This window comes from Bacteroidales bacterium (assembly GCA_035647615.1).
GTDB lineage: Bacteria > Bacteroidota > Bacteroidia > Bacteroidales > 4484-276 > SABY01.
In genome coordinates, this window is sequence record DASRND010000038.1 from 24,083 (window position 1) to 41,875 (window position 17,793).

Consider the following 17,793-nt stretch of genomic DNA (forward strand, 5'->3'; position numbering starts at 1 on the left):
ACCTGATAATTAGATGTCTGTTTTTTTAAAAAATGAGTGCAAAAATAGCATTTATTTAACAGGATAATTAATCAATCGGAATTTAACTTTTTGCCATAGCATCATTTATAAAAACCGCGCAACACCTAACACGAATTGTGGAGTTTCTAATCCAAAAAAGCCTTGGTGGATTTTATCATCATAATTCGACTGAATCCTACGTTAAACGGGAATTCTCATAATAAATATTTCCAGCAGAACGAATTGGCACGTTTTTCAAATCAATCCTGTTCAAGAAACCTTTAAAATTTGAATTATGCGCAAAGTAGGAATTATAATGATCTTTTTGGGAATCATAGGTGTAGCGGTATTTGGCATTCAAACTTTTACCAATGCAAGAAGCTTTAAATTTTTCGGCATCCTCCTCGGACACCACTTGGCAGGCTACATACCGATTGTATTAAGCGCACTGTTGCTGATAGCCGGTTTACTGGTGGCGAAATATTCAAAACCGCCTTATCAGAAATGAGCAAAGATAAGCTGGTAAAAGTTCTAAGGAAGTTAAGCCCTGCAGAGTGAGCTCAGAGCGAAGCCCTTGCAGGTTTTTTACGCTAAGCAGAGCTATTTGAATTTGATTTCAAATTGTATGGATCTTACGTAGCGGCAGGAACCTGCAAGGATTCTAACACTAACGTGGCAGCCGAACCCTGTAAGAGCAGTACTGCCTAACGTTTTCCTACCCCACACTTCTTAGAGGGTTGTTTTATTGCCAAGATCCTCCGAACCGTCAGGTTCGCCGGGGATTCCATTTTTTGATGAAGTGGTATGTTCGATAGCAGTGGGATCTTTATGGAGTGGTGGCTCAAGGTATTTTCCCTTCTCGCTGTTGAACTCACTCTGCGTAATCTCCCCGCGCCGGTAGCGGTCTTTGAGTACATCGAGTGTTGATTCTCCATCGGGCCCGTGACCTTTGCTCCGTGAAGGTTTTCGAAAGATTACGAATATTATTACAACTACTATAGCAAGGCCAAGTACCCATGCCCACACCATGTCCAGGTTGTATGTTCCGCTTTGGTTCATTATGATATTTATCATTGTTTTCCTTTTTTAAATTGAGTAAATCTTGATTTTAAAATCATCGGCTACAAATTCTGTTTACGTTCCAACGACTCCTCATGTTTTGCAAAATCTTCAACAGGATCCTCTTCCGGAATTTCTTGTGGCGAAGAATCCGGTTTGCGGCGAGTCGGATTTTGCTCCCGCAACGCTTTAATTATTCCCCATAAAATGAACGCCAGCAGAAAAGCTCCTGCAATCCATATCCAACCTACACCCAGATTATTCAACAAATCATTCATATCCAAATAATAAATTAAGGTTTTAAAAAGTGGAAACATCAAATACCACCGATGAAATTATTATTCCAATACGCCGAAAACGCATTTCAACAACGTATTACCTGCCGGCACCAGTCATCGCGTTATTTTACCGGCAAAAAAAACGTAGGGTACTCATGGGTAAATTCCTACACACATTTGTTGCTGTGTTTCTACGATCAACCTTATCAGATGCAAAAAGGTGGTGTTGTGGAGGTAAAGCGTCTCAGCATACGGTTTCGCAGCCTTCGCTGATGTCGTGCTGCTCGATTTGAAAAGTAGTGTGTCCGATGTTAAAATGGCTCTGAAGCTCCTGCTGCAGGTTGCGGATAAATGAATCGTCGTGACCCGCCGGCATGACCAGGTGTGCGGTAAGAGCAACCGCAGTAGTACTCATGGCCCAGATGTGCAAATCGTGAATATCGACAACTCCATTCTGACTCAAAAGAAAATTACGCACTTTTTCGAGATCGATATGCCGGGGCACTGCGTCGAGCGCCAGGTCGATGGAATCGGTAAACAGGTGCCAGGTGCCCCAAAGCACCACGATAATAATCACAAAACTAATGATGGGGTCGATCCATAATGCCCCCGTAAGGGTGATGAGTAAACCGGCTATTACCACACCCACCGAAACGCCGGCATCGGCAATCATGTGTAGATAAGCTCCCCGGATGTTCAAATCGTGTTTTTGACCTTTCATAAATAGCAGCGCCGTAAGGGTATTAATTACCACTCCTATGCCTGCCACCCACATCACCTGGATAGAAGCAACCGGTTCGGGATTTTTGATTTTACTTACGGCATCCCAGCCAATAGCAGCCATTGCACCAAAAAGCAACAATGCGTTGAGAATAGAAACCAAAATGGTGGTCTTGCGTAAGCCATAGGTGTATTTACCTTTGGGACGGCGCGTGGCCAGCCAGGCTGCTCCCCAGGCAAATGCCAGACTCAGCACATCGCTGGCATTGTGAACTGCGTCAGCAAGCAACGCCGAGGAGTTGGCCAGCAATCCATAAATAACCTCTACAATCACAAAGCCGACATTGAGCGAAATGCCAATGGCAAAGGCACGTCCGTAGCTGACATTTGAACCTTGAGCGTGCGTATGCGAATGATTGTGTGACATCGTTTAAAAATAAGACTATGGCGATGAAACAACGAAGGTTTAAAAAGGTTTGAAAGTTTCTTCCCGGATTCCATTTACAAAACACTATTAGTTGTCCACTAAACCTATTATGGATCACACTATTCCTGATGAATACTGATAATCGTTAGAAAGAAGAATGTAAGCGGCTGCGCAGAAAAGGGGAACTCGCAAAACGAAAAGCATTACTTTTAGCCGTTCATTTATTTATACAAAACTTGTATGATCCGCTTGCGATATCTTATTATAATCTTCACGTTTTTTGTTTCGATTCCGCTCTTTAGCCTGTCGAACGACACATTGCTGCTGCAACTCGACAAAGTGATTTTACAAAAAGAGGAGTTTAGAAATCAAAAATACCACAACATCGGGCAGCTCAAAAAAGAGCTTGAAGAAGCACACCGCGCTCATGATTACGTGCAGGAATATCAATTTTGCCAGCAGCTCTTTGAGGAATATGGCTCCTTTATCTACGATTCAGCTTTTCATTATGCCTGGCGCATGCAGGATCTGGCGCGTGTTTCGGGTCAGCCCGAAAAAATAGCTACGGCACGTCTTAACATAAGTTTTGTATTGCTTTCGTCGGGCATGTTTCATGAGGCGCTCGACACACTTCAGGCCATCGATCCGCGCCATCTCACCGACCATCAGCAGGTGACACGGTACAATCACCTGGGACGCGCCAATTACGACATGTCAGAGTACTCCAACGACCCTCATTTTACGCCTTATTATATTGCGCACGGCAATGCTTTTATCCGAAAGGCTATCGCCATTGCCGACAGTGCAGCTTATCGCAAATGGGTGCTCACAGCACTGCTTAACCTGAACGAGGGAAATACCGGCAGCGCCCGTTCTTTTTATAATAAGGTGCTTGATAATTTCGAAATCAGCACCCACGAAAAAGCCATGATTTACGCCAGCCTGGCTACCCTCGACCTGAAAGAAATGGATACCACCGCAGCCATCGGCAACCTTACCCGCAGCGCTATGGCCGACATCCGGGCAGTAGTGACCGAAACCATCGCGCTGCGCAATTTGGCCACGCTGCTTTACCGCAAAGGCGACATACTCAGAGCCTACAATTACATCCTGCTTGCCAACAACGACGCAGGATTTTATGGCGCCCGCCAGCGCACCTTCCAGATTTCGGAGGTGCTCCCGCTGATTGAAGGCGAGAAACTGAAACTTACCGAAAACCAAAACCAACAGTTGCAGCTTTACGTGATTTTTTTGGCAATACTTGCCGCATTGGTGCTGGTTTCAATGCTGGTAATCGTCAAACAGCTCAGTAAATTGCGCAAAGCACGCGAAACCATTTTGCAGGCAAATGTAAATCTGAAAGCCCTCAACGAAACCCTGAGCGAGGCCAACAAAATCAAAGAAGAATACATCGCCTATTATTTCAATATCAGCACCACTTACGTGGATAAGCTTGAAATGCTGCGCGACAGCCTGCAGCGCAACATCGACAACCAACGCTACGAAAACCTGCAACAAGCCGTCGATAAGCTTAATATTAAAAATGAGCGGCTTTTACTTTTTCAGAATTTCGATAAGATTTTTCTGAGCATCTTCCCCGATTTCGTCGAAGGATTCAACGCACTCTTCAAGCCCGAAGACCAGGTGCAGCTTACCGAAGATGGCGCCATGAACACGGACCTGCGCATCTTTGCGCTTATCCGTATGGGCATCACCGATAACGAAGCCATCGCCAAAATCCTCAACTTCTCCATCAACACTATTTATTCGTACAAAAACCGCATCAAAACCCGATCGGTTTTTGCCAACAACGAATTTGAAGATCACATCATGGCCATCCGGTCAGTTTGAGTTGCGGGTTGCAGGTTAATAAACCCGATCGAAATTTGAACGTGTAGCTTAGTAGGGTCGCCCGATCGGGCGACTGTACATGACAGAACTTTGGGCTTTAGAATTTGTAAATTGCTGATTCAAAAAATGCCGCCATTCCAGCCCCACAGGTCGCGGGGTGCATCCACAAATTCGATATAGATCCGATTTGCCGGAACATGGGTGGCTTCGGTAAGAAAGCCGGTGAGACGCGCCGACAGATCAGAAGTTTGTTCGCGGGGCAAGCCGATGCTTTTCAGCTCGCAATAAATCAACGGTGCATCGGTGCCTCCAAAAAGCATCTGCCGCTGATCTTCCACATCAATCATCACATATTTTTCCGGCTTGTGAAGCATCTCAGCTACCAATTTCGAAAGGTTTGCGATAAGCTCATCGCCGGCATTCAGCTTTTGGTTGGTTTTAATTTTTAGATAAGGCATAGAAAAAGATTTTAAATCACAAAAAACAAATAAAATTCAAAACTCAATGACCAAAAAACGAAGATTTGAATTTTGGTTTTTGGAATTTATTTGTCATTTGAAGCTTTTCATTTGGAATTTTATAAATCCTATTTCGGATATTCGATGCGGATGTGATAAATGTTCATCAGCTTCTTTTTCAAAATTTTCTTCGTCTTGTTGATGTCGCGCAGTGTGATGTTGGAATTGATAAACTGGCCGGATTCCACCTGTTTGTTGATGATGTTTTCCACCAGATTGTTGATGGTCACCTCGTCGATAATTTTCATACTGCGTGCGGCGGCTTCCACCGAATCCGACATCATCACCACGCTGGTTTCTTTGCTAAAAGGTATCGGGCCGGGATAGGTAAAGCGGCGCGGGTCGACCTTTTCGTCGGGATTTTCTTTTTGCTGCATGGTGTAGAAATATCCCACTTTACTATTTCCGTGATGGGTGCGGATAAAGTCGATGATCTGCTCGGGCAGCTTGGCTTTTTTTGCTTTTTCGATGCCATCAATTACGTGATCAATAATGATACGGGCGCTCTCTTCGTAGGTAAGCTCGTCGTGCGGATTGACACCCGTCACCTGATTTTCGATAAAATACATCGGATGATTCATCTTACCAATATCATGATACAAAGCTCCTGTTCGTGTGATTAGCGCGTCGCCACCAATTTCGTAAATACACTCTTCGGCCAGATTGGCTACCTGCAGCGAATGCTGAAACGTACCCGGAGCGCGCATGCTAAGCTCGCGCAGCAATTTGCTGTTAGTATCCGAAAGCTCCAGCAACGTTACGTCGGTGACCAGCGAAAACATGCGTTCGAAGAGATAAATGAGCGGGTAAGCTATCAAAATGAGCAGCGCGCTGCCGCCAAACATGGCATAATCCACCGGGCGTATGGTCGAGAAATTTCCTTCCTGTATCAGATTGAGCCCTGTATAAATGGCCGCGTAGGAAAGAAAAACCACAACGGCCGTAAACAGAAACTGCGACCGTTTTTGTAGATTAACAATACTGAAAATGGTGATGATCCCGGCAATGAGTTCCATAAACAAAAACTGGAAACTATTGGGAACCAGAAATCCGATAAGGATGATCATAATTAGATAAACGTACAACGCCAGCCGTGTATCGAAAAAAACACGGATGAGAATGGTGCCGATACACAAGGGCACCAGGTAAATAAACTGTGGGTCGATGCGCAGTGCCACGCTGGTGAGGAATACCATAAGGATGAGCACCAGCAATATCAGGATCACCTTTTTGTTGTCGCGCAGTACGTCGCGGCGGAAGAAGTAAAGGAAAAACACCAGCACCATCAGCGAAATGGCCACCAGCAGCACCTGCCCGGCAAGGATGAGGTAATAATTGCTGTCCTGCCCCAGCCGTGCCTCGTACTCCTGGCGCAGCGATTCGAGCACTTGGAACTTATTTTTGTTGGTAAGCTCTCCCTTCGAAATAATGCGCTCGCCCTCCTGCACCATGCCACGTGTAGAAGATATCTGACTCAGATAATTCTGCAGCTCTTTCCGGGTCATCGATTCGTTGTAAGAAACGTTTTGCGTCATCGACTCTTCGAGCAGCTGTTTGAGCAGCTCTTGGTCGACGCCCTCGGATTGCGCCAGCATATTTTTAATTTTCTCGTATGCTGTATGGATGGTGTAAAGATCGCCCAGACGCACCTTCTCAGCCGTATTGTTGATGATGAGCGTGATTTGATAATCGGGTGGCTTATTTTCGATGGCAGGTATGGTTTGTATGATGCCACGGTTGAGCGTAGAGGAAAGGATTTTAAGCGCGCGTTCGAGCGAAGCCTGCTTCAAATTAAGGTTGGTAGCAGATGGCCCGTATTTAAGCACCCAATAGTTGTTGAAATTATCGATAAACTCGCTGCGGATGATTTCACTTTTCTGCATATTAAAATCGAAAAACAGCTCCCGATTGGCCATAATTTCGTTGCGCTCTTTTTCGGCTTCCTCGGGCGCTTTGAGTATTGGGAAGTCGAAAGGCGCTATCAGATCTTCGTGCTGCCACGGACGTCCTCTGGTGTATTCATATTTGAATTTGGCCTCTTTCGGAAAAAAGGAAACCAGTATCACGAGGCTTCCCAGAAAAAGAAAAACCTTGTAAAATATCGAATAATGCTGACTGATGAAGTTCCAGATTCTGCTCATAACAACCAAAATTTTGAAGCGAAAGTAGCTTTTTTTTTACCTGTCGGGAAAATAACCCGCTACTACGCCGGTTTTCAGTTTTTTTGTTTTGTATGGATGAACGCTAATTGCAGCATAATTGTTAACATTGCCAAAAAATAATCGTATGGAAACTTTTGGATTTTGCAATCTGAGCTGTGTGCCGTTGCGCGCTGCAGCCAGCCATCGCAGCGAGATGGTGAGCCAGTTGCTTTTTGGCGACACCTTTGAAATTATGGGCACCGAAGACTCCTGGCTGGCGGTGCAATGTAGCCACGACGATTATCAGGGATTTATTGATGAGCGGCAATGTTTGCTGATCTCTGACAAAGAGTATCATCATCTGCAGAAAGCTCACGATAAGTATTCTACTAATGCTGCAAGTTATGTCACCGACCAGGCGGGCAATCGTACAGGCATTTTTCCGTGTGCAAATATGCGAGGCTTTCGGGGTGGGAAGTTAACATTGGGCACTACTACATTTTCTTTTGATGAACCCATACAAAAACCTGCTCATCCGGCTAGCGGCGATAATCTGATAGCTACGGCACAGGTGTACCTCAACGCTCCGTACTTGTGGGGCGGACGCTCGATGGCAGGCATCGACTGCTCGGGACTGACGCAAAACGTTTTTAAACAAAACGGAATTGCGCTCCACCGCGATGCTTCTATGCAAGCTACCCAAGGCGAAACGATACATCTGATATGGGAAGCGCAGCCCGGCGACCTGGCTTTTTTTGATAATGCCGATGGCGAGATAACGCACGTCGGAATCATCGCCGGCGAAGGAACCATCATCCACGCTTCCGGCTTTGTTCGCCTCAACGACATCGACCACCAGGGCATCTTCGACAGCAAAATCAGAAAATATACCCACAACCTGAGGATTATCAAGAGGAATGTTTAAGAATAAGGTTTAATGTTAATTGTTATCTGTTAATTGTTAATGGTTCATTGCTTCTCCGCCAGCTGGCGGAGAAGCAATCTGTCATCATTCCTAAATTATTATCCGTTAATTGTTATTTGTTATCCGTTAATTTGCTCATCCACCATAAGGCGGGTGTTGTTTGTGTCTCGAATCGCCCATCTCTCAGGATTTTTTCAGGATGAAATTTATTTTGCGCTTTCCACCATCGACCCTACCTTCTGCATCTTGCTCCTTACTCTATGCACTATGCGCCACGCGCCCTGCGCCATGCTCTATGCGCCATGCTCTATGCGCCCTGCGCCCCACATTTTTAAATCGTTTTAATATCACCGCCTTATTATTAAAATTATCTTTGCCCCGTTTTATTTTATCCCAACAAAAGACAATATCAATGACACTACAAACCAATTTACAACACATAACCTCAGCCGATCAATTTCGAAAAATCCTGACCGAAAATAACAATGTGATGATTTGCTGCGGTCGCATGGGGCCCATGTGCACACCGGTGTACCAAACCATGAAAAAACTTGAAGGCGAATACAATCACGTAGCTTTTTATGATTTCCTGTTCGATCATCCCGATGCACATCTTATCAAAAGCCTGCCTGAATGTAAGAGCTTCATGGGATTGCCTTTTACGGTTTATTACAAAAATGGTGAAGTAACCGCAGCCACCACCAGCATACAAAACGAAGGGCAGATTCGCCAGGTGCTCGACGCACAATTTGGCGGATAGGGTAGCATCGTTCTTAATTTCTTTCTTTGATCTCAAAAGTCGAATTTTAAAATTTTTCAACCGTGGATGCTGCCCGACTGCAGGCTCCTGCAACCATTTCGCGGCTTCTCAGGCTTCGGCCGCATCTTCTCGGTGAGGATAAAAATAAATTTTGAGTGATAAATGATGGGATGTGAGAACGAAACCATTGGATTACAATCAATTCGGCTAATAAAGGTAATTCTGCGGAAAGAATTTAGCTTTAAAACTTTCTGTCATTTCATCATGATTTATCAACAATCATATCTAACTTATTGTATATCACCAAAATAAAATTGGATAACATTTTATGTCAATCATGGCCTAATGCAAAGCAAAATTCTATTTTTACACCATCATTTTGAATTAAATTTTTATTTACTTATTTAATAAAATGCACTATGAAAAGATCATTACTTAACTTGATGTTTACGCTGGCTCTGGTGTTCGCCGCGCAAACTCTATTTGGGCAGGTGACTACCTCAGCCATGAATGGGCGAGTTATGGACACTAACAAAGAATTGCTTCCGGGGGCTACTGTGATTGCCATCCACCAGCCATCAGGAACACAGTATGGCACCATCACCAGTGGTGAAGGCTATTTCAACCTAACTGGTATGAGAGCCGGTGGCCCATATTCAGTGGAAGTATCTTTCGTGGGATATTCCAAAGAGACTTATTCGGACATCACTTTGTTCTTAGGGCAAACTTTTGTTCTGAATGCTGTTCTAAAAGAGGGACTAGAACTAGGCGAAGTTATGGTTGTGGGCAAGAAAGCATCTGCATTCCAAACTGATAAAACAGGTGCCACCACCAACATCTCAAATCAAGAATTGACCAGAATGCCCTCCATCAGTCGAAGCATCCAGGACATTACGCGTATTTCACCTTATGCTAACGGGATGGGCTTTGCCGGTGGAGATGGTAGGTCTACCAACTTTACGGTGGATGGTGCTAATTTCAACAACAACTTCGGCTTAGGCCCCAACCTTCCCGGAGGAGGCAACCCCATTTCATTGGATGCTATCGAGGAAGTTCAGGTTGTAGTTGCTCCTTTCGACATCCGCCAAACCAACTTCATTGGTGGTGGTATCAACGCAATTACAAAATCGGGAACCAACCAATTCAGAGGATCTGCCTACGCCTACCTCAAAAACCAGGATATGCGTGGCAACAGGATTGGTGATGTTGACTTTGGAGAACGCGATAAAGAATCCACAAAAACTTATGGCCTCACATTGGGTGGTCCAATCATTAAAAACAAACTATTCTTTTTTGTAAACGGGGAATACGAAATCAACCCCGGTCAGGTTGTTACCTGGCGACCTTCTGAAGATGGCGTCATGAACACCGACCTCATGCTGTCGCGCACCAGCAAAGAAGACTTGGAATCGGTAAGACAACATCTGATTTCAAAATACGGTTATGATCCTGGTTCATACAATAGTTTCCCCGCTGATGAGAACAACAAAAAACTCATGGCCCGCATCGACTGGAATATCAATAAATCTCACAAGATGAGTGTCAGATATAACTACACTAAAAATCAAGCATGGTATCCAACAAATGGAAACTCAACAGATGCTGGCTTCCGTAACCGTTCGATGAACCGAATTTCACAATATTCGATGGCCTTCTCCAACTCCATTTATTCACAAGACAATACCGTTAACTCTATCGCGCTTGATTTGAACAGTCGTTTTTCAAACAAGGTTTCGAACCAGTTCCTGGCCACCTACACAAAAATTGAAGATATGCGTGGATCAGAATCAAGCCCGTTCCCTTTTATCGACATCATGAATGGTGTTAATCCTGATGGCAGTCAGATTCTTGAGCCATACATGTCGGCAGGTTATGAATTGTTTACCTGGAACAACGGAGTAAACAACAATATTTTAAATATCGTTGATAACGTAAACCTCTATTTAAACAATCATAAAATTACCATCGGAGCAGGTTTTGAACATCAGATGGCAAACAACTCCTATATGCGCAACGGAACCGGTTACTACCGTTATGCAAGCGTTGATGATTTCCTGAACGAGGCCGCTCCCAGGGATTTTTCGATTACTTATGGTTACGCAGGAGAGAAAAACCCTGCTGCTGAAGTTGCATTCAACCAGTTTAGTATCTATGCCCAGGATGAGTGGAACATCAATCGGAATTTCAAATTATCTTATGGTATTCGTGCCGATTACCTGGTCTATGATGACGAGAACATCTTAAGAAACAATGCAATTTATGATCTAAACTTTTCAGACCCGGTTTTAGATGAAAATAACAATCCGGTTCTTGACGACGAGGGTAATCAAGTTTTTAAAAATGGTGGTAATAAAATTGATACAGGTGTATGGCCCGACGCAAAAGTCCAGATTTCACCAAGGGTTGGTTTCACCTGGGATGTAATGGGTGATCAATCATTGAAGCTGCGCGGTGGTACAGGTTTGTTTGCCGGCAGATTGCCCCTGGTTTTCTTTACCAATATGCCCACCAACTCAGGCATGGTACAAGGCAGTTATTCTGCTGTAACAAAGTATGATTCTGATGGTAACGTCACGAGTGCTGATCCTAATCTTGAATTACTGGCCGGAGGCATGATTACTGATGTAGATGAAATGATTCGGATATTAGGATTACAGAACACCATTACCCCTGAAGACGGTGCACTTCCACGCGATATTAATGCCGTTGACCCTGACTTTAAGATGCCTCAGGTATGGAAAACTTCATTGGCTTTAGATTATGAAATTCCGGTTTCTTTCCCATTATCGGTAACAGTGGAAGGTATCTTTACCAAGACCCTCAATGATGTAATGTTAAAAAACTACGACCTTAAAGAACCTGATGATACCTGGCAACGATTCAGCGGTGCAGATGACCGGTATTTTTATCCTGCCAAAGCTGATTTGACATACAATGGAAGAAATGCATATGTTCTTTCGAATACCAGTGATGGATGGGGTGCAATTGGCAATATTTCTATCTTCGCCGAACCTGCAAAAGATCTGAACCTGATGGCTGCTTACACCTTCACTGAATCAAAAGAAATTTCAGGCATGCCGGGTAGCAACGCAGCATCTGCTTATACAGGTCTCATCGAAATTGATGGCCCGCATCTTCCTTTGAACCAACGCTCACAATATGTTGTTCCATCCAAAGTAATTGCTTCTGCTTCCTGGAAAATTCCCTGGGGAAACAATGCCTTAAAATCTGGTACAATCGTTAACTTGTTCTATTCCGGCTTTACACCTTACGGCAATAGCTTTACTTACACAAATGACATGAATGGCGATGGCATTGCAACTGATTTGATTTACATCCCAAATGGAAAAGGTGAAATAAATTTTGTTAGCGCAGAAGACGAAAATGCTTTCTTCAATTTTGTAGATCAGGACAAATACCTTAGTAACCACAAAGGCGAATATGCTGAGGCATACGCTGCACGTGCTCCCTGGGTAAACAGGTTCGACTTACGTATTGCACGCGAGTATTATTTTAAGGTAGCCGGACAAACAAACACCTTGCAATTTAGCCTTGACTGCTTAAACTTTGGCAACATTCTAAACAGCGAATGGGGCGTTTACCAGACAGATTACGGATCGAATAATGGTCAAATTTTAAAGTATGAAGGCAAGGATGCAGACAACGTTCCAAGCTTCTCAATGGTAAAAGTTGACGGTGAATATCCAACAGAAACCTATTCTCCCCATTATAATCGCACTCAAGTTTGGCAACTCCAGATTGGGGTAAGATATATCTTCTAAGAGTGCCGTTTTTTGAACAATTCTGAAGAAGTCCTGCTATTTATGCAGGACTTCTTATTTTAACTTAATTGCTATTTACTGATATGAAAAAACAAGTAATTCTGCTGCTACTCATTCTGCCAGTGTTTTTTGCATCGTGCAATCGCAGTAGCACCAAACCGGAAGATACTTATCTCGTCGTTCTCTCCATGGACGGCGTCAGGTGGGACTACAATCAAAAGGCTCATACGCCCACATTCGATAGTCTAGCGGCAGCAGGTGTAAAAGCCGAAAGGATGATTCCATCGTTTCCTACCAAGACATTTCCAAACCACTTTACGCTGGCCACCGGGCTTTATCCCGATCATCACGGCATCGTTCTCAACGGCTTTTACGATCCGGAGAAAGAGCGCTATTACCGTATGAAAGACCCTGTGTCGCGCGACGATGGCACTTTTTATGGCGGCGAGCCTGTTTGGAATACCGCCCAAAAGTACGGATTGCGCTCGGCCACCCTCTTCTGGGTAGGCTCCGAAGCCGATGTGCAGGGGCAGCACCCCAGCATCTGGATGCCTTACGAGCACAACATGCCCTACACTGCGCGCATCGACACGGTACTAGCCTGGCTGCAACTGCCCGAAGCGCAGCGCCCACAACTGGTGATGTGGTATGTGGATGAACCTGACGGCTGTGGCCACAGATATGGCCCCGACAGCCCGCAGATCGTCGAAACGATGGAACACCTCGATTCCCTTCTGGGGATTTTTATGCGCGGTATTTCCAGACTGCCTCACCACGATAAAATAAATGTGATTGTTCTTTCTGATCATGGAATGGCCGAAATCGACGGCAGCAGAGCTGTGGTACTTTCCGATTACATCGACACCACCTGGATAGCTGAAGCACAAGGCGGCAACCCGGTTTGGGTTTTACAAGCTGCTAATGGATTTCACGACTCGGTGGCGGCTGGTCTGGCCAAAGTTCCACACATCAGTTGGTGGCCTTCAGGTCAGGTTCCCGAAAGGCTTCATTACGGCACCAATTCGCGCACACTCGACTTTGTGGTGGCTGCCGACAGCAGTTGGAGCGTGGGCTACAAAATCGCCCGCAACTATTATGGTGGCACCCACGGCTACGACAATGCCAACGCCGACATGCACACTATTTTCTATGCTGCCGGTCCAGCTTTCCGCAACGATGGTTTTGTGAATCCGCCCTTCGCCAACGTATCGGTCTATCCACTCATGTGCCGCGTGCTGGGAATAGAACCGGCCCCCAACGATGGCAACCTCGACGAAGTGGCTGGGATGCTGAAGTGATTTGTTGATGGGGTGATGTGGTGATAGGGTGATGTGCTGATTTAAAGATTTTAGATTTTAGATTTTAGATTTTAGTAAACATGCAAAGACGAAGGACAATTGACGCCTGCCCTGTGGTGGTTGAGCGTCGGCTGGTGAGCGTAGCCGAACCAAGTCGAAACCAGCGTAGCCGAAGGGAAGGACGATTAACAATTAACTACTAACCATTAACGATTAACATAAAAATCTTGTGAGCCTTTCCAAAAAAATTGTCCTTGCCTCTTCCTCACCACGTCGTCAGCAGCTGCTGGCTGAGATGGGATATGAATTTACGGTGCGTCTTGCAAAAGTGGATGAAAGTTTCCCGGAGAATCTACAAGGCGCAGAGGTGGCTTCGTTTCTTTGTAAAAAAAAAGCAATGGCATTCGCCGAAAAAGAGCTGCTTCAGGATGAAATCATCATCACCGCCGACACCATCGTTTGCCTGAATGATAAAATTCTTAATAAGCCCGGGAATCGCGATGAAGCGATTGGCATGCTGCAGATGCTCTCCGGGCAAAAGCATGAAGTGATCACAGGTATTTGTTTGCGCAGCATCGGCAAAATCAAAGCTTTCACAGATTGTACCGAGGTGTATTTTAAAGAGTTGTCAGCAGAAACCATCGAACACTATGTCGATCATTACAAACCCTACGACAAAGCGGGTAGCTATGGCATTCAGGAATGGATTGGCCTGGTAGGCATTGCAAAAATTGATGGCTCCTACTTTAACGTGATGGGGCTTCCGACGGCGCGGCTCAAAGAGGAGCTGGAGGAATTTGTATTATCATGACATGCTCCGACACGGCAATCATTCAAAATTTAAAAGTCAGGATCCGATATTCAAGATTTTAATTCCGTCTTCTTTTTCATTCCAATTTTATTATTCTGATATCGCCTCTATCCTTGGGGCTTTGGGGCTTTGCGCCACGCACCATGCGCCATGCTCTTTGCGCCAAGCGCCATGCTCTTTGCGCCCTGCGTCCCTGCGCCATGCTCCCCGCCAACATTTTGACCTTCTGCGTTGTTGTGCTGTTTTATTACTTTTGCCGACTAAAAATTTATGAAGACACGCAACACTTTCAGGCGCCTGCTCAATTATTTCTTCCAGGGTTTACTTTTTCTGGGTCCACTGGCCGTGACAATTTACGCGGTAAAGATTACCTTTTTATGGATTGACGGGCTACTTTACAAACATATCGAGGGACTTCTGGGGCTGGAAATACCCGGACTTGGCTTGGTGACACTGCTGCTCTTCATCACGCTGATAGGATTTCTGGGGAGTTTGTTTTTCTTCAAACCTTTCCTCACCTATCTCGACAGGATAATCAGCCGAATGCCGCTGATCAAAATCATTTATACTTCTGTGAAGGATTTGATGTCGGCATTTGTGGGCAACAAACGCCGCTTTAACCAGCCCGTGCTGGTGCGTATCGGTGGCAGCGACTCGCTCGAAAAAATTGGTTTTATCACCAACGAAGACCTTTCGGAGCTGGGCATCACCGACGGCAGAATAGCCGTTTATCTGCCACATTCTTACGCCTGGTCGGGAAATCTGTTTATTGTGCCTGTCGAAAATGTTACGCGCATCGATGCTTCGGCGACCGATGTGATGAAATATATTATCTCGGCAGGAGTTACCAAATTATAAATTCTAAAAATATGAAACATTCAATAAAAAAACCACTGATACTTGTTACCAACGATGATGGCATCAACGCCCCCGGCATCCGTACATTAATACGAATAATGCGCACACTGGGTGATGTGGTGGTGGTTGCCCCCGACCGTCCGCGTTCGGCGCAAAGCCATTCCATTACCGTTTCACAGCCATTGCGTTTAAAACTGATAGAAGAAGCCGAGGGATACCGCGAGTTTAGCTGCAACGGCACTCCGGTAGATTGCGTAAAGCTGGGCACCAAAATCGTTTTGCGCGGAAATCCTGACTTGCTGGTGTCGGGCATCAACCACGGCTCCAACGCCTCCATCAACGTACTTTATTCCGGCACCATGGCTGCTGTGATAGAAGGATCGATAGACATAATCCCTTCCATCGGTTTCTCGCTGAACGATTATTCGGCGAAAGCCATCTTTGAACATGCCGAAGAACATATCCGCCAGATTGCACTCCAGGTGCTGGAGCGCGGACTTCCCAATGGCGTTAGTCTGAACGTGAACATCCCCAAAATTTCTGAGGAGCCAATAAAAGGAGCGCTGGTTTGTCGTCAGGCTCGCGGAACGTGGGTTGAAGAATTCGACGAGCGGATCGACCCGCGCGGACAAGACTACTATTGGATAACAGGCGTATTCAGCAATGCCGACAACGACGAAGGCACCGACATCCGCGCCATGGAAAACAACTACATCGCCGTGGTACCAACGCAATTCGACTTTACCGCCGCTAACTCTATGAAACTTATCGGCGAGTTTGATTTTGAACCCAAAAAAGTTAACAACAAACAGCATCAACCTGTCCGATCGATCAACGGCTGACCCGCCGCTGATGATTAAATCAAAGTTTCTATGCACGATACACTTAAAAGAGACTCATACGGATTTGGTACTTTAATGGCTTTGGGCGCTCCGCTAATTGCAATGCTGTTTTTCTATTATTTGCTTTTGTGGATCAGCAAGCTGATTCAATTGCCCCATTACGGCTTTCGCGATCTTTATTTGTTGTCGCTCACCGCCAACATCCTGCTGATGCGCTACTATCTGGTTTCGATAAAAATGGTGCGCACCGGAAAAGGCATTCTTATCACAACTTTTGTATTGGTAGCCATATTTTTCATCTTTATTTCCTAACCATGAAATACTACATCATTGCCGGTGAAGCATCAGGCGACCTCCATGGCGCCGGGCTTATGCGCCATTTGACTGTGGAAGACCCTGCCGCCGAATTCCGGGTATGGGGTGGCGATTTGATGGAACAGCAGCGGGGAACGCTGGTAAAACATTATCGTGATCTGGCTTTTATGGGCTTTGTGGAGGTGATCAGCAATCTGGGGACGATCCTGAAAAACATCCGACTTTGCAAACGCGACATCCTGGCCTGGAAACCCGATGTGTTGATACTTATCGACTATCCCGGCTTTAATCTGCGCATCGCTTCTTTTGCTGCCTGCCACAAAATACCGGTTTATTATTACATTTCGCCACAGGTATGGGCATGGAAAAAATCGCGGGTGAAGCAGATCAAAAAATATGTAGATCGCATGTTTGTGATTTTGCCTTTTGAAAAAGATTTTTATAAAAAATATGGTGTAGAGGTCGATTACGTTGGGCATCCTTTGCTGGATGCTTTGCAGCGTGAGAGGGTAAATTTTCATAATCCTGCCGATTTTCGCGCAATGCACAATCTGGATCGCCGCCTGATCATCGCTGTGTTGCCGGGCAGCCGCAAACAAGAAATCAAACGCCTGCTTCCATTGCTTTTAAGCGCCGCCGATGCCTTTCCACAATACCAATTTGTGGTTGCCGGCGCGCCTTCGGTTCCTGCTGAATTTTATGAGCAGGCTGCACGAGGGGCTGAATATAAAATTATCTTCGGCGCCACGCACGATCTGTTGCACAACGCATGGGCCGGACTGATTACCTCCGGCACCGCTACGCTCGAAACAGCTTTGCTCGACGTGCCTCAGGTGGTTTGCTACAGCGGAAACGCGCTTTCGTTTGAGATTGCAAAACGCATTGTTGACATAAAATATATTTCGTTGGTAAATCTAATTATGGATCGCCCGGTGGTGAAAGAGCTCATACAGAGTGAGCTGACTCAGGGAAATATTGTAAAAGAACTCAAAATGCTGCTCGACCATTCCCAACGCAAAACAATGCTGGAAGCCTATAAATCCCTGCGCGAGAAATTGGGCAATGCCGGCGCTTCGAGCCGCGCTGCAAAACTGATGGTGGAAAGCTTAAAAAGCCCCAAAAAATGACAACTAAATTGAAACCGTGATTTTCACTGTCTTTTTTAAAACAAAATATATTTTCGAAATCTTAGTTAAAAGGAAACCCGC

Annotated in this window: 17 protein-coding genes; 12 read left to right on the top strand and 5 right to left on the bottom strand. The window is 45.3% G+C overall.

Annotation, left to right across the window (positions count from 1 at the left end):
• Positions 1-295: 295 nt before the first annotated feature.
• Positions 296-508 carry a hypothetical protein gene (locus VFC92_14170; GenBank protein ID HZK09327.1) on the top strand — a complete coding sequence of 71 codons (213 nt, stop codon included), beginning with the start codon at positions 296-298 and terminating at the stop codon, positions 506-508.
• A 221-nt stretch (positions 509-729) separates the two neighbouring features.
• Here the strand turns inward: VFC92_14170 and VFC92_14175 are convergent, their stop codons facing one another.
• The gene (locus VFC92_14175) at positions 730-1,074 is read right to left on the bottom strand and encodes an SHOCT domain-containing protein (GenBank protein ID HZK09328.1); all 345 of its coding nucleotides are present in this window, start codon (positions 1,072-1,074) and stop codon (positions 730-732) included.
• Positions 1,075-1,121: 47 nt separating this feature from the next.
• Entirely contained in the window at positions 1,122-1,343 is a 222-nt protein-coding gene (locus VFC92_14180) for a hypothetical protein (GenBank protein ID HZK09329.1), read from the bottom strand.
• Positions 1,344-1,388: 45 nt separating this feature from the next.
• Between VFC92_14180 and VFC92_14185 the strand changes: the two genes are divergently transcribed.
• Positions 1,389-1,610: a hypothetical protein gene (locus tag VFC92_14185; protein HZK09330.1), complete on the top strand. Its 222-nt coding sequence runs from the start codon at positions 1,389-1,391 to the stop codon at positions 1,608-1,610.
• Here VFC92_14185 and VFC92_14190 read toward each other — a convergent pair.
• Positions 1,582-2,484: a cation diffusion facilitator family transporter gene (locus tag VFC92_14190; GenBank protein ID HZK09331.1), complete on the bottom strand. Its 903-nt coding sequence runs from the start codon at positions 2,482-2,484 to the stop codon at positions 1,582-1,584. The genes VFC92_14185 and VFC92_14190 overlap by 29 nt on opposite strands.
• Positions 2,485-2,724: 240 nt before the next feature.
• Here VFC92_14190 and VFC92_14195 point away from each other — a divergent pair, with 240 nt between their 5' ends.
• Positions 2,725-4,335, top strand: a complete 1,611-nt coding sequence (locus VFC92_14195) for a DUF6377 domain-containing protein (protein HZK09332.1) — start codon at positions 2,725-2,727, stop codon at positions 4,333-4,335.
• A 119-nt stretch (positions 4,336-4,454) separates the two neighbouring features.
• Here VFC92_14195 and VFC92_14200 read toward each other — a convergent pair whose 3' ends face one another.
• Together VFC92_14200 and VFC92_14205 are read right to left on the bottom strand one after the other, a co-directional pair.
• Entirely contained in the window at positions 4,455-4,793 is a 339-nt protein-coding gene (locus VFC92_14200) for a phenylpyruvate tautomerase MIF-related protein (GenBank protein HZK09333.1), read from the bottom strand.
• 128 nt (positions 4,794-4,921) lie between these two features.
• Positions 4,922-6,994 carry an HDIG domain-containing protein gene (locus tag VFC92_14205; GenBank protein ID HZK09334.1) on the bottom strand — a complete coding sequence of 691 codons (2,073 nt, stop codon included), beginning with the start codon at positions 6,992-6,994 and terminating at the stop codon, positions 4,922-4,924.
• 145 nt (positions 6,995-7,139) lie between these two features.
• On the opposite strand from VFC92_14205, the gene VFC92_14210 reads away from it, so the two are divergent.
• From VFC92_14210 to lpxB, 9 genes are all read left to right on the top strand, one after another.
• Entirely contained in the window at positions 7,140-7,919 is a 780-nt protein-coding gene (locus VFC92_14210; protein ID HZK09335.1) for a C40 family peptidase, read from the top strand.
• A 412-nt stretch (positions 7,920-8,331) separates the two neighbouring features.
• Entirely contained in the window at positions 8,332-8,679 is a 348-nt protein-coding gene (locus VFC92_14215; protein ID HZK09336.1) for a thioredoxin, read from the top strand.
• Between the two features lie 419 nt (positions 8,680-9,098).
• Positions 9,099-12,461, top strand: a complete 3,363-nt coding sequence (locus VFC92_14220; GenBank protein ID HZK09337.1) for a carboxypeptidase regulatory-like domain-containing protein — start codon at positions 9,099-9,101, stop codon at positions 12,459-12,461.
• A gap of 83 nt (positions 12,462-12,544) precedes the next feature.
• On the top strand, positions 12,545-13,759 hold the full coding sequence (locus VFC92_14225) for an ectonucleotide pyrophosphatase/phosphodiesterase (protein ID HZK09338.1): 1,215 nt from the start codon (positions 12,545-12,547) through the stop codon (positions 13,757-13,759).
• A gap of 229 nt (positions 13,760-13,988) precedes the next feature.
• Positions 13,989-14,570, top strand: coding sequence for a Maf family nucleotide pyrophosphatase (locus VFC92_14230; GenBank protein HZK09339.1), 582 nt, complete (start codon positions 13,989-13,991; stop codon positions 14,568-14,570).
• 270 nt (positions 14,571-14,840) lie between these two features.
• Entirely contained in the window at positions 14,841-15,428 is a 588-nt protein-coding gene (locus VFC92_14235; protein HZK09340.1) for a DUF502 domain-containing protein, read from the top strand.
• An 11-nt stretch (positions 15,429-15,439) separates the two neighbouring features.
• Complete coding sequence (gene surE / locus VFC92_14240) at positions 15,440-16,270, top strand: 5'/3'-nucleotidase SurE (protein ID HZK09341.1); 831 nt, start codon at positions 15,440-15,442, stop codon at positions 16,268-16,270.
• 30 nt (positions 16,271-16,300) lie between these two features.
• Positions 16,301-16,582, top strand: coding sequence for a hypothetical protein (locus VFC92_14245; GenBank protein ID HZK09342.1), 282 nt, complete (start codon positions 16,301-16,303; stop codon positions 16,580-16,582).
• A gap of 2 nt (positions 16,583-16,584) precedes the next feature.
• On the top strand, positions 16,585-17,712 hold the full coding sequence (gene lpxB / locus VFC92_14250) for a lipid-A-disaccharide synthase (GenBank protein HZK09343.1): 1,128 nt from the start codon (positions 16,585-16,587) through the stop codon (positions 17,710-17,712).
• Positions 17,713-17,793: the final 81 nt, after the last annotated feature.